This is a genomic window from Gluconobacter aidae (genome assembly GCF_009547075.1).
Taxonomy (GTDB): Bacteria; Pseudomonadota; Alphaproteobacteria; order Acetobacterales; family Acetobacteraceae; genus Gluconobacter; species Gluconobacter aidae.
The window spans coordinates 32,380-45,272 of record NZ_WIPH01000014.1; the positions used below are offsets into that span (position 1 = coordinate 32,380).

At 62.2% G+C, this 12,893-nt stretch carries 11 protein-coding genes; 10 read left to right on the top strand and 1 reads right to left on the bottom strand.

Annotated features, from left to right (window positions below; translation table 11 throughout):
• Positions 1-4: 4 nt before the first annotated feature.
• From GFJ39_RS07865 to GFJ39_RS07880, 4 genes are all read left to right on the top strand, one after another.
• Positions 5-2,959 carry a glycosyltransferase gene (locus tag GFJ39_RS07865; RefSeq protein ID WP_325062875.1) on the top strand — a complete coding sequence of 985 codons (2,955 nt, stop codon included), beginning with the start codon at positions 5-7 and terminating at the stop codon, positions 2,957-2,959.
• A gap of 175 nt (positions 2,960-3,134) precedes the next feature.
• Positions 3,135-4,139 carry a hypothetical protein gene (locus GFJ39_RS07870; protein ID WP_153430816.1) on the top strand — a complete coding sequence of 335 codons (1,005 nt, stop codon included), beginning with the start codon at positions 3,135-3,137 and terminating at the stop codon, positions 4,137-4,139.
• Between the two features lie 137 nt (positions 4,140-4,276).
• A complete protein-coding gene (locus tag GFJ39_RS07875; protein WP_325062876.1) occupies positions 4,277-5,509 on the top strand; it encodes a glycosyltransferase family 4 protein in 1,233 nt (410 codons plus the stop codon).
• A gap of 646 nt (positions 5,510-6,155) precedes the next feature.
• The gene (locus GFJ39_RS07880) at positions 6,156-6,539 is read left to right on the top strand and encodes a hypothetical protein (protein WP_153430817.1); all 384 of its coding nucleotides are present in this window, start codon (positions 6,156-6,158) and stop codon (positions 6,537-6,539) included.
• A gap of 62 nt (positions 6,540-6,601) precedes the next feature.
• On the opposite strand, the gene dps is transcribed toward GFJ39_RS07880, so the two are convergent.
• Positions 6,602-7,141: a DNA starvation/stationary phase protection protein Dps gene (gene dps / locus GFJ39_RS07885; protein ID WP_153430818.1), complete on the bottom strand. Its 540-nt coding sequence runs from the start codon at positions 7,139-7,141 to the stop codon at positions 6,602-6,604.
• Between the two features lie 331 nt (positions 7,142-7,472).
• On the opposite strand from dps, the gene pstC reads away from it, so the two are divergent.
• The 6 genes from pstC to GFJ39_RS07915 are packed head-to-tail and all read left to right on the top strand — an operon-like array spanning position 7,473 to position 12,881.
• On the top strand, positions 7,473-8,453 hold the full coding sequence (pstC, locus tag GFJ39_RS07890; protein WP_153430819.1) for a phosphate ABC transporter permease subunit PstC: 981 nt from the start codon (positions 7,473-7,475) through the stop codon (positions 8,451-8,453).
• Positions 8,450-9,322, top strand: coding sequence for a phosphate ABC transporter permease PstA (gene pstA, locus GFJ39_RS07895; RefSeq protein WP_011252280.1), 873 nt, complete (start codon positions 8,450-8,452; stop codon positions 9,320-9,322). Before pstC ends, pstA begins: the two co-directional genes overlap by 4 nt.
• 38 nt (positions 9,323-9,360) lie before the next feature.
• Positions 9,361-10,149, top strand: coding sequence for a phosphate ABC transporter ATP-binding protein PstB (gene pstB / locus GFJ39_RS07900; RefSeq protein WP_153430841.1), 789 nt, complete (start codon positions 9,361-9,363; stop codon positions 10,147-10,149).
• Positions 10,150-10,155: 6 nt separating this feature from the next.
• A complete protein-coding gene (gene phoU / locus GFJ39_RS07905) occupies positions 10,156-10,890 on the top strand; it encodes a phosphate signaling complex protein PhoU (RefSeq protein ID WP_153430820.1) in 735 nt (244 codons plus the stop codon).
• Positions 10,887-11,609, top strand: a complete 723-nt coding sequence (locus GFJ39_RS07910; RefSeq protein WP_325062877.1) for a response regulator — start codon at positions 10,887-10,889, stop codon at positions 11,607-11,609. The genes phoU and GFJ39_RS07910 overlap by 4 nt, the downstream gene beginning before the upstream one ends.
• Before the next feature lie 3 nt (positions 11,610-11,612).
• Positions 11,613-12,881: a sensor histidine kinase gene (locus GFJ39_RS07915; protein WP_228391847.1), complete on the top strand. Its 1,269-nt coding sequence runs from the start codon at positions 11,613-11,615 to the stop codon at positions 12,879-12,881.
• Positions 12,882-12,893: the final 12 nt, after the last annotated feature.

Here is a 12,893-nt window from a genome sequence, read left to right on the forward strand (position 1 = left end):
TTCCGTGCCTGCTGATCGTCCTCCCCCCGGTCCGAAAACCCCCGGCGCGGCGTTCGCGGGGTTCGGGCGGACTGTCAGCGACGAGGACCGTGCCCTGTGGCGGGAGGCCATGAGCCGCAGGGCGCAGGAAGCCTTTGCCCGGGGCCAGGCCGCCCTTCAGGCCGGAAACGCATCGTTTGGCCTGTTCTGGCTGGAGCGGGCCGAACGGATGTCGCGGCATAACCCCAATCTGAAATGGTCCGTCGGACTGGCCTGCCTCTCTGCAGGCAGGCTCATGGACTGCCTGGTCCGCATGGAAGATCTGCGGCAGGATTTCGGGCTGCGGGAAGCCGCGTTTCTGGAAGTCGTCTGTCTGGTGCGGTTGCAGCGCATGGAAGAGGCCACAATCCGGATGCAGGCGGCCCTGTCCGCCTTTCATGCGACCCCGGAAACCTGTTCTCTGGCGGAACAGATCGCAGTTTCCGCAGGGCTGCCGGGATGGATGACGACATCCAATGCGGGCACCGTCCATATCGGGACGTCCCGCCCGGTTCGTCTGTTTCTTGACGGACGGGAAATCGCACAGGGCGCCACAGGTGGCCGATATGACCTTCCGGAAGGCTGGCGTTCAGCGCGGCATCTGGCAGTCCGAGCTGGCGGGCGGCATGTTCTTGGCAGCCCGCTGGAGATCGCCGCCCTGACCCGCTGCGAGTCCTTCGTCGAAGCGGCGGCGGATGGCCTGAGGGGCTGGATCTGGACGCCGGCCGAACCCGAACATGTCCCTGCGGTCACACTGTGGAACGGCTCCACCCTCCGGGCCGAGGCTTTCGCGCAGGATGTGGACAGCGACGTCCCCCTGGCGCGTTACCGGGCGTTTCACGTTCCGGCCAAAGAGTGCCCCGAACGCGATGACGGTCCCCTCGATCTGTGGAACGAAAACGGTCGTCTTCTGACGGGTGCTCCCGTTGATCCTCTGGTGGGGAAACTGGTTTCGGGACAGACGCGGGCTCTGCCGGCACGTTTACGTCCCTTAAAGATCCAGCCGGGCAGGATGCGTCCGCATCTTCCGCGCCAGAGCCCAGGCTGTGCGGTCGTGATCCCGGTCTATGCCGACCGGGTCCGGACCATGGCCTGCCTGCGGAGCGTTCTTGCGACCTGTCCGACGGATGTGCCGGTGATTGTGGTGGACGATGCCACCCCCGAGCCGTCTCTTGCACAGGCGCTCGATCAACTGACGGAGGACGGACGGATTACCCTGATCCGTCATGAGCGCAACCGGGGCTTTCCGATATCCGCCAATGACGGAATGCGTGCGGCGGCAGGGCGGGATATCCTGCTGCTCAACAGCGACACGCTCGTCCCCGCTGGCTGGGTCGGGCGGTTGCGGGCAAGGCTTGCAGGAGCGGATGTCGGTACGGTCACGCCATTTTCCAACGATGCGACCATCCTGTCCTATCCGTCCACGGACCATCCCAACCCGGTTCCATCCCCTGCGGAAATGCGCGCGATGGACCGATTGTGCCAGAAGAGTGGGGCTGTCTCTACGGAGATCGACCTGCCCACTGCCCACGGGTTCTGCATGGCGATTTCCGCGGACTGTCTGGCCGAAACGGGTCTGTTCCGCGAAGATCTGTTCGCGCAGGGCTATGGCGAGGAAAATGATTTCTGTCTCCGTGCGACGGCCCGGGGATTCCGGCATCTGGCCGCGCCGGAGCTTTACGTCGCTCATGTCGGATCCGCGTCATTCGGAACCGCCCGGAATGCTCTCGGCGCTCGGAATCTGGACATCCTCAATGCCCTGCACCCTGGCTATCATGCCCTCGTGGCGCGTTTCATTGCCGCCGATCCCCTGCACGAAACGCGGCGCAGGCTGGATGCCGCACGGCTGCTCCGGCAGGGCGCGGGCCGGCCCGCCATTCTCATGGTCCAGCATGACGCCGGAGGCGGGGTCGGGCGTGTCGTGCGTGAGCGGTCGGAGGCGTTCGAGGCGGACGGCGTTCTGGCCCTCGCGCTTCGTCCACATGAACGCGGCTGCGTGCTTGAATACGCCCTTGATGGAAAACGCTTTCCCAACCTGAAATACCATCTCCCGGAGGAACTTCCGTCCCTGCTGGGCCTGCTCGCTGCCCTGCGTGTCCAGACAGTGGAGTGGCACCATCTGATCGGCCATGCGCCCTGCATCCGGGCCCTGCATGAGGCGCTCGGCGTTCCGTATGACGTCTTCATCCATGATCATGTCTGGTTCTGTCCGCGCATCTCGCTTTGCGACGGAACGGGACGTTACTGCGGCGAACCGGACCCGGCGGGATGTGAACTTTGTGTGGCACGATGGGGAAGCTATCTCGGCGAAGACCTCTCCATTGCCGACCTTCTGGCCCGCTCCACCCGCGAGTTATCCGGCGCGCGCAGGCTCATGGCGCCTTCCGGGGATACGGTCCGGCGCATCCGCCGCCATTTCCCCGGTCTGAATATCGAAGCCCTGCCGCTGGAAGACGATGCGGCGCTTCACAAAGACATCATGCCCCATCGTCACGCGACCCGGGGGCAACCGCTCAGGGTCTGTGTCGTGGGGGGAATCAGTCAGTGGAAAGGGTATGACGTCCTGCTGGCGCTGGCGACCGAGATCCAGACCCATCGCCTGCCCATCGTGTTGTCTCTGGTTGGCCATACGCATGACGACGATGCGCTGATCTCGCGGGGTGTCCGGGTAACGGGAGAATATCGCGAAGAGGAGGTCCAGTCCCTGATCCGCCAGCAGCAGCCGGATGTGGGACTGATTCCCTCCATCGCTCCCGAAACATGGTGCTATGCTCTGGGCCAGATCTGGCGCAGCGGGCTGGAAGCGGTCTGCTTCGACCTGGGCGCGCAGGGAGAACGGGTCAGAAGAAGCATGACCGGTTTTGCCGTGCCACTCGGGGTCGCGCCGTACCAGCTTGCCATGATCCTGATGCGGCGATGGGGTCATCAGAATGACGGGTGATTTATCTTTTCTATCAAAGCAGTCCACTATAATGCAGAAACGGAGGCCGGTATTTATGAAAACTGGTGCAACGCATCGTTGGGCTGCTGCTTGCAAGTGTCAGGACCACTCGCGACAGTTTATGAAACATGCCAGTATTATTGCCCGCGAGAACGGACGTAATTGGGAGTAGGGAATGTCTAACGCCGCCGAAGCACCGCGACAGAACCGGGTCATCGACCTCAAGGCCGGTGCACACATGATGGTTCTGGATGCAGGTATTTTCTGCATCTTCCATGCTGCCGGCCAGACGCCCGCAGGGCCGGCCGGCCTGCCGGGAGTGCGGATTTCGCGTGCTCCGGGAACGCCACCGGGAGTCGTGACAGTCAGCACTTTCGAGGAGGATGGCTGGATCGGCGGTTCGAACGGCGCAGCGCTGGTCCGTGTGATGCGCGGCCCGGCTGCGGTTCTCGTGACGACCTATCAGGAGCCGGACAGTACCCATGCCGCACCGCGTCTACAGGTGGCCCAGCTTGCCGGTCCTGTGACCTCGGCTCCGGCACAGCCAGCTACGTCCCAGCCGGCCCCGGCTCCTGTGGCCGCATCGGCCGCCGCCGAAGCGGCTGAGACCGGTGTGAAAAAAATCTCGAAAGATATTGCGGCCCATATCCAGCGTCGTGGCGATGTCACGAGCGGCATCGGACACTGGATGGGTGTCCCCGGCAGCCAGAGCTGGATCGAAGGTTTCAGCGTCGCTCCTGAAGAGGGCATCCCGGCTTCGGACATCGAATACCAGGCCGTTCTCGGCAAGGGCTGGCTGTCTCCGTGGGCCGAGGGCGGCCAGTATTGCGGCTCACGCGGCATGGCGCTTCCCATTCTGGGGCTGCGCGTGCGCCTGAAAGGCAAATCCGCCGAGACGCACAGGATTCGTCTGACGGCGACATTCACGGACGGCACGCGTCTTGGGCCCGTGGACGGCGCCGATGCGCTTGAAGCCGAAAGCCTGGCGCCGCTTGAAGCTTTCCTGCTGGAAATCCTGCCCGAAGGCGAGGAGGTCGCGGCTCCCAAAGCTGCTCCGAAAGCCACCCGCGCCAGGGCCGAGGCGAAGCCCGTCACGCCGAAACCCCGTGCTCCGAAGGCTGCCTCCGCCTCCGCCAAAGCGACTTCCCCCAGAAAGCGCAAGTCCACCCCGGCATCCTGATCCGTCGCTGATGCCCGACCAAGTGACCGGCAAGGGAACTTTTCCTTTCCGGTCGTCTTTGAAAACCGCTGTCATCTGCTGTCCTCTCCGTGCGCGAACAGGAAACCGCAGAGGCGTCCTGTCGCTCCGGAGAAGACGTGCGTTATCTATTCGTCCACCAGAATTTTCCAGGACAGTTCCTGCATTTTGTCCGCCATCTTCTGGCGCAGGGTCATGAGATCGTTTTCATCTCTGAAGCGAACAGCAATCATATTCCGGGTGTCCGCCGCGCCATTTACCGCGTGCCGCGCCTGCCTTCGATGGAAACCCATCGCAGTCTGAGGGAATTCGAATACGGTCTGCTCCGTGCCGAAGCCGTCGCAACGGCTGCCCGGACGCTCAAGGGGCTGGGGTATGAGCCTGATATCATCATCGGCCATCACGGCTGGGGTGAACTGCTCAATCTGGTCGATGTTTTTCCCGACTGCCCAATTCTTGGATATTTCGAGTTTTTCTATCACGCCGACCAGAACGACGTGGGGTTCGACCCGGAATTTCCGCCTTCACCGGAACTTGCCGCGTCCGTCCGCGTCAAGAACGCGATCAATCTGCAGGCGCTCTGCCTGGCGAACGGGTATGGTCAGTGCCCCACGCAGTTCCAGCTCGGAACCTATCCTGTCTGGGCGCAGGAAAAGATTTCCCTGTTGCGCGAAGGCGTCAATCTGGAGCTTTGCTCCCCCGAGCCGCAGGCCAGACGGCGCAATCTTGTCATCAAGGACGTCCGGATCACGCCCAGAACCCCGCTCGTCACCTATGTTGCCCGTGACCTCGAACCCTATCGTGGCTTCCACGTCGTCATGCGCGCACTCCCCCGTATTCTTTCCGAACGCAAGGATGCGCATGTCATTCTCGTCGGCGGAGACAGGGTCAGCTATGGCACGCTCCCGACGGACGGCGAGAGCTGGCGCGAGGTCATGCTCCGCGAACTGGGAGACAGGCTGGATCTCGATCGCGTGCATTTTGTCGGCAAGGTCGAATATGACGATTTCCGCGCCCTTCTGCGGCGTTCGGATGCCCATCTGTATCTGACCTATCCGTTCGTCGCCTCCTGGTCCCTGCGCGAAGCCATGGCTACAGGCTGCCCGATCATCGGAAGCGACACGGCGCCGGTGCGGGAGTTTATCACGGATGACGTCACCGGCCGGCTGGTGCCCTTTCTGGAGCCCGAAAAAATCGCCGAAGCCACGCTTGCGCTTCTGGACGACCGCAGGACGGCTCGTCGTCTGGGGCAGGAAGCCCGGCGTTACGCCGAGGCCGAACTTTGTCTGAACGACTATCTGCAGCGTTACGACGATCTGGTCGACCGGATCACGAAAACGCACCGATCCTGAAAGAGGAAGCAGGAGGGCTCAGGCCCTCCTGTCACCTCAGGCGCTATGCCAGTCTGAGCCGAGGTGTTTGTAAGAGACCTCATATTCCCGACCGCCTCATTGAACTGGTGCTGGTCGTCAATCTGAAGGTCGCAAAGCGGCCTGTGGCGCTGTGGCGCATTGGAAGATTTCAGAAGACACAGCAACCTGACCTGAAGCCGTGACTGGGGAAGTGGAAATTCCGTCTGCGTCTTGTCGTGCATATCGAAAGCCACCCTGTAGAAATAGGAGGCTTCGAGAACCTTGCTATGAATATGGAGGATATTGGCGATGGCAAAGGCGTGCTCGACGGTCGAGGCGTCATGTTTTTCGTAATAGGTCACCGCCTGATGGTCGTGGAAGGAATTGAGTATATATCAACCATATTTGGTTTATTTTCATTAGTATTATCGTAACTCATAATATAATGTCTTTGTATTTATCAATAGTCCGGATGTGATTCTGGGAATCCTTTGTCTTTTTCACGATTTTTATGCATTTTGCATGCCGAATAGACTGACGTTCGGACAGGGAATCGGGCAAAACGGAGCAAGGAGAAGTAACAATGACGAACGATGTCGTATCGGTCTTGAAAAGTGCTTTGGGGCGATGGGTTTGCAGAAAAGGCGTGTCGTCTCATCCGTCCCTGCTCACGGAGCCCGATCTTCATGCTCTTGCCGTGGCGACACAGGCAGGGATGTCGGGCCCGTCCTCACCGGAGGGAGAACGGGAATGGGGCAATCTGAGGGAACTGACGAAAGACTGGATCGTCCAGCAGAAACCGGGCATCGCGCCCGGGCCATTGCAGACCCGCGATTTCGAACATCTGGCCGCTCTGATCTCACCGGTACTTTCAGATGGGTCCGCACCTCTGGCGGTTTCGGAGCCAGCCGTGTCACAACAGAAGCCGCCAGAGGCCGATATTCAGCCGCAGCCGGAGGAGGTGGAACGCTGGACGCGCGAAGCCCCGGAACTGGAGTTTGCCCGCGAGCATCTCGAACGCTGTCTCTGAACAGAAAAACGCCCCGCGGAAGACCTGCGGGGCGCTGGAAAGCTCAGTCGGTGCCGAAGATGTCAGCTCCGGCTTCCCTTGTGATCGCCGTCACGCATCTGGCCCGTCGGCTCCTGGACATGCGCCTCAAGGAACCAGAGATGCTTGTCGAGGCCACGGGACACTTCCGTGAAAACGTCGGCCGTATCGTCGTCTCCTGCCTCGTCCGTCACTTTGATGGACGCGCGCATGTTGTTGGCAACCGTCGCATAACGGTCGATCAGCGCCGCCAGATGGTCGGCCACGCGATAGATGTTGTTCGGATAAGGCTTGCAGGCGCTGTTCTTCGCGACATCCTGCACGGTCCCCAGCGCGGTTCCCCCAAGCTGCACGGCGCGCTCGGCCACGGTGTCCGAAAAACCGTCAATGCTTGAGCGGAAGCCGTCGAGCATTTCATGGACACCGATGAACTGCGGTCCCTTGAGGTTCCAGTGGGCCTGCTTGGTGATGAGCGACAGGTCGATCAGGTCGGAAAGACGGGCGTTCAGTGTTTCTATGGAAACATTTTTGGTATTGTCCGCCGTGTTGTTCTGCGTCACGTGGCGATCGGTTCTGGAAACCATGGGAATACTCCTGAACATCAAAATGCGACCTGAAGATGCGCTTCAGGCTGTGAAAATTCTTTCGCGCCCCTTCCTGTTTCGAGGCCCTTACCCATCATGAACGTGTCATCCGTGCCACGGTTGCCTCGTCTGTTTCCGGAAGGGATGCCAGCCTGTTCTGCCGCGTGTTCCGGGCCGCCTGTCACGGTTGTTGAGCGCACTGATGACATAAATCTTTCATCCCGTGTCATTCCTGTTCCGGTTGTTCTTCCCTGACAGGACGGCTAATGCACTGATGTGGTGGCTGAAGCTGCCGGATAATGCCCGTTTTTCAAGTCAGAGCCCCTCACGCATGACCCTTGCTACAGCCACGCAGCCCGAAGAGGCCCGCGACAAGGCCAGAGTTTCCCACGCTGGAAGCCGCCGCAGCGGGCCCGATACCGCATTTCACCTCCTGGTCGCGGCTTCGGCGCTGCTCGTCCTGGTGGTGCTGGGTGGTCTCGTGGTTCTCATGGGTGTGGGAGGGAGTCAGGCTTTCCGGACGTTCGGTCTCGGATTTGCCTTTCATGATGTCTGGAACCCTGTCGCCGATATCTACGGGGCCTGGGCGCCCCTGTTCGGTACGATCATCAGTACCCTGATCGGCGTGGCCATCGCCTTGCCGCTGGCGTTCGGAACGGCATTCTGGCTGACGACAATGGCACCTCCCCGGATTGCCGCGATCATTGGAACGGCCGTGCAGCTTCTGGCCGCCGTGCCTTCAATTATCTTCGGTATGTGGGGCTTTTTCACGATCGTTCCTTTCATGGCCCAGACGGTCCAGCCTTTCCTGTCCCATCATTTCAGGCATGTTCCGGGGATCAGATTCATCATCCATGGTGCGCCTTTCGGTACGGGTCTCATGACGGCCGGTCTGGTGCTGGCGGTCATGATCGCACCCTTCATGACCGCGGTGATGCGGGATGTGTTCGCCGCCATGCCCAACATGCTGCGTGAGAGTGCCTATGGCCTCGGAGCCACCCGGTGGGACGTAATGTGGCGGGTCGTGGTGCCCTGGTCCCGCACGGGCATGATCGGTGCGATCGTCCTCGGGATGGGGCGTGCCCTGGGTGAAACCATGGCCGTGACCTTTGTGATCGGGAACGTGACGGCTGTGGGCTGGTCGCTGTTTGCGCCCCGCAGTACGGTGGCGTCGCTGATCGCACTTCAGTTCCCGGAAAGTCCGGCCGGGTCGCTGCGTCTGTCCGCGCTGCTGGCGCTGGGCTTCATCCTGATGCTGCTGTCCTTTGCCAGTCTGGCACTGGCGCGGATGCTGCGGGGAGATACGAAATGAGCGAAACCGTCGTCTCCACAACCGGGTGGAAGCCTAATCCCCGCGCCGCCCGTCGACGCCGCGCCGATCATCTGGCGACCGCATTCGGCATGGTGATGGCCGGCATTCTTGTGCTGGTGCTGGCCTCCATCCTGTGGACGCTGCTGTCACGCGGACTTGCCGGTCTGTCTGCCGCCGCGATCATGAAACCGATGGGACCGCCCGGCTCGTCTTCGGGGCTGGCGAACGCGATTGTCGGCAGCCTGATCCAGACTTTCATGGCGCTGCTGATGGCGACGCCCCTGGGGCTGGGGTGCGGGATCTATCTTTCGGAATACGGGACAGAAACCAACAAATTCGCGTCCTGCGTCCGCTTTGTCTCCGACGTTCTGATGTCGGTACCGTCCATTCTGGTGGGCCTGTTCGTCTATCAGGTTCTGGTAGCGCCATTCGGACATTTCTCCGCGCTTGCGGGGTCCGTTGCGCTGGCGATCCTCGCGGTGCCGATCATCGTGCGCACGACCGAGGATATGCTGCGGCTCGTCCCGACATCCATGCGCGAAGCGGGAGCTGCTCTGGGCGCGACCCGTTGGCGGGTAACGCTGTCGCTGTGCCTGCGTTCCGCCAAGACGGGCGTTCTGACGGGTATTCTTCTGGCTCTGGCCCGGGTGAGCGGTGAAACGGCGCCGCTGCTGTTCACGTCGCTCGGTAACCAGAACTGGTCTTTCAGCCTCAACCGGCCGATGGCGAGCCTGCCGGTGACGATCTACCAGTATGCCGGTGCATCCTATGAAGACTGGGTGCAGTTGGCATGGGCTGGCGCGCTTCTGGTGACGATGGGCGTGCTGGCTATCAACATTGCCGTCCGCGTTTCGGCGCGACGCGGATGACCCCGGGAACAAGGCAGGGGATAATACAGGATTCCATGATGACCGAGACTGATCCGCAGGTGGCGAAAAGCCCTGAAGTGGCGCTGGCTGTCCGCAACCTGAACTTCTACTACGGCGAAAACCACGCCCTGCACGACATTTCGATCGACTTTCCGGCCCGTCGTGTCACGGCCATGATCGGGCCGAGCGGATGTGGGAAATCGACGCTGCTGCGGGTCTTCAACCGCATGTACGACCTCTATCCCGGCCAGCGCGCGACGGGCGAGGTCATCTTCGACGGGCGCAATGTTCTGGAGCGCGATCTGGACCTGAACATCCTGCGCGCGCGTGTCGGCATGGTGTTCCAGAAGCCGACGCCGTTTCCGATGTCGATCTATGACAATATCGCGTTCGGCTTGCGTCTGCATGAAAAGCTGAACAAGGCGGATATGGACGCGCGCGTGCAGGACGTGCTGACGCGCGTTGCGCTGTGGAACGAAGTCCGTGATCGCCTCAATGCCCCGGCTTCCGGCCTTTCCGGCGGCCAGCAGCAGCGTCTGTGTATCGCCCGTTCGATTGCGACTCGGCCCGAGGTCCTGCTTCTGGACGAGCCCACTTCGGCTCTTGATCCGATTTCCACAGCGCGCATCGAGGAGCTTCTTGATGAACTCAAGGAAGAGTTTACGATCGCGATCGTGACACACAACATGCAGCAGGCTGCGCGCTGTGCGGACCAGGTGGCATTTTTCTACATGGGACGGCTGATCGAAGTGGACAGCGCGGACCGCATGTTCACCAATCCGAAGCAGCAGCAGACCCAGGATTACATCACCGGCAGGTTTGGATAACGCGTCATGGCTGACAGATCCCATATCGTCAAAAGCTACGAACACGAGCTGGGCCAGCTCCGGTCCATGATGGCGCAGATGGGCGGCATCGTGGAGAACCAGGTCGCTCTCGCGCTCTCCGCCATCGCGGACCGGAACGAGGAAGCCGCTGACGCGGCGGCCCGGCAGGACCCGGAAGTGGACCAGCTTGAACGGGAAGTCGAAGGTCTTGCGATCCGTCTTCTGGCGCTACGCAGCCCCATGGCGGGCGATCTGCGTGAAATCGTGGCGGCTCTGAAAATCACCGGCGATCTGGAGCGGATCGGCGATTATGCCTCCTCCATCGCGCGTCGTTCGCTGCGGATCCGGATGCCGGAAAACCAGATCTCGCTCTCGGGTCTGCGCAGTATGGGCCGTCTGGTGCAGGAAAACCTGCGCCGGTCGATCGATGCCATCACACAGCAGGATTCCAATCGCGCCATGGAAGTCTGGCATGCGGACCGGGCCGTGGACGAGTATTACACGGCCCTGTTCCGTGAACTCGTGACCTACATGATGGAAGATGCCCGCAACATCCGCGCCTGCACGGAACTGCTGTTCATCGCCAAGAACCTCGAGCGGATCGGGGATCATGCGACCAACATTGCCGAGCGCGTCTTTTATGCCGTGACGGGCGACAACCTGCCGTCCCTGCGTCCGCGCGGGACCCCGGCGACCGCCCTGACGGTGGCGGAGACGATGCAGGAGCCGGACGTCCGGTGAAGGGGCCATCGCCGGCACGTGCCAAGGGGCTCGTTCTTCTGGTCGAGGACGATCCGGCCCTCCTGCTGATGACCTGCTACAATCTCGAACAGCGTGGTTACCGCGTCGAGACGGCAGAGGACGGGGAAGCGGCTCTTCTGGCTCTCGGAACGTCCCGCCCGGACGCGGTGGTACTGGACTGGATGCTGCCGGGGCTGTCCGGTCTGGATGTATGTCGCCGGATCCGCGCCAATCCCGCATTGCGCGACGTGCCGGTCCTGCTCCTGACGGCGCGTTCGGCCGAGCAGGATGCGATCCGCGGTCTGGATACGGGTGCGGACGACTATCTGATGAAGCCGTGCAGCATCGATACGCTTGATGCGCGTCTGCGGGCGCTGCTGCGGCGGCATCAGTCTTCCTATGACCGTCTGTCCTTCGCGGACATCACGCTGGACCCGGAAACGCATCGCGTGGAGCGGGCCGGGCGGATGCTTTCGCTCGGGCCGACGGAATACCGCCTGCTGGACCTTCTGATCCGCAATCCGCGCAAGGTGTTTTCCCGCGAGGATCTGCTGCGGCGGATCTGGGGGCAGAACATCCATGTCGAAATCCGCACGATCGACGTCCATATCCGGCGTCTGCGCAAGGCCATCAACGGTCCGGGGGAGATCGACCTGGTGCGGACCGTGCGCGTGGCTGGTTATGCCCTGGATGACGGTCCGACGACGGACGGCGGTTGACGCATGCCGCCGGGGGGACTTCCGCCTGCAGCGGATACGCTGCCATTGCAGGTGGGCATGGTCCTCGTCTGTGTGGCGCTGGCGGGATGGGTGCTGGCGATCTGGCTGCTGCTGCGTCAGCCCCGGGTTCCGACGTCTCCACCTGACGATTATCTGAAACCCGTGTCGCCGGCCGACCTGCCGGTTGATCCGCTGCCCGCCTGCGCCGTGGTGCTGGATGGACTGGGGGCGATCGTGCAGGTCAACGAGGAAGCCGCGTCCCAGTTCGGGGAAACGGTGGGGGCCATTCTGCGTCATCCGGCAGCGCGTGCCGCACTTTCGGCGGCATTGCGGGCACCGGTTCCGGCCGCTCCACCGGGCAACAGCAATCGGGGTGATCTGCCGCCGGTCTGCTCCACGACCTTTACGCTCGATGTGCCGGTTCCACGTACGCTTCACCTGATGCTGCGCCGGCTTCCGGGCGGGAAGGGACAGGACAGGCGTGTTCTGGTGGTGCTGACCGATCGGAGCGAGGCGCAGGCTGCGGACAGGATGCGCATGGATTTCGTAGCTCATGCCAGCCACGAACTGCGCACGCCGCTCGCCTCGTTGAGCGGGTTCATCGATGCGTTGCAGGGGGCGGCCGGGGAAAACCCCGTCATGCGGCATCAGTTCCTCGACATCATGCGGCAGCAGTCCGAGCGGCTGAAACGCCTGATCGACCGTCTGCTGTACCTGTCGCGCGTGCAGGCGCATGAGCATCAGCGTCCCCGTGACGTGGTGGACGTGGCTGATCTCATGGCCGTGGTGCTCGGGGAAGTTGCGCCACGTTTCGAGCAGGAAGGGCGTGCCCTGAGGCTGGAGATCGAGGACGACCTGCTGGTCCGCGCTGACGAAGATGAGATGGTTCAGGTTCTGCTTAACCTGATCGAAAATGCCCTGCGTTATGGCGCGCAGGAGGGCGATCCGCTGACCATCACCCTGTCCGCGCGGCGTGCGGTCCGTCCGGATGATCGCTGGCCTGCGGATGGGGGTGTCATTCTCGGGATCGAAGACGACGGCTGCGGGATGGAAGCACATCATCTGCCCCGCCTGACCGAGCGTTTCTACCGGGTCGGGGCGCCGACGGACGGTGCGGGACAGGGCACGGGGCTCGGTCTGTCCATCGTGCGCCATATTCTGGACCGGCATGGCGGGCGACTGCGGATTGCCAGTGCGCCGGGAAAAGGGACGACCTGTCTGGTCTGGCTGCCGTCGGCAGGCGCGGCCCTTGCGGTTTCGCTGGTGGAATGACAGTTTCCTTCT

Excerpts from the sequence above, each read along its gene's own strand:
- GFJ39_RS07870 (WP_153430816.1), top strand. The coding sequence starts at position 3,135 with ATGTCTAACGCCGCCGAAGCACCGCGACAGAACCGGGTCATCGACCTC.
- dps (WP_153430818.1), bottom strand. The coding sequence starts at position 7,141 with ATGGTTTCCAGAACCGATCGCCACGTGACGCAGAACAACACGGCGGAC.
- pstC (WP_153430819.1), top strand. The coding sequence starts at position 7,473 with ATGACCCTTGCTACAGCCACGCAGCCCGAAGAGGCCCGCGACAAGGCC.
- pstA (WP_011252280.1), top strand. The coding sequence starts at position 8,450 with ATGAGCGAAACCGTCGTCTCCACAACCGGGTGGAAGCCTAATCCCCGC.
- pstB (WP_153430841.1), top strand. The coding sequence starts at position 9,361 with ATGACCGAGACTGATCCGCAGGTGGCGAAAAGCCCTGAAGTGGCGCTG.
- phoU (WP_153430820.1), top strand. The coding sequence starts at position 10,156 with ATGGCTGACAGATCCCATATCGTCAAAAGCTACGAACACGAGCTGGGC.
- GFJ39_RS07915 (WP_228391847.1), top strand. The coding sequence starts at position 11,613 with ATGCCGCCGGGGGGACTTCCGCCTGCAGCGGATACGCTGCCATTGCAG.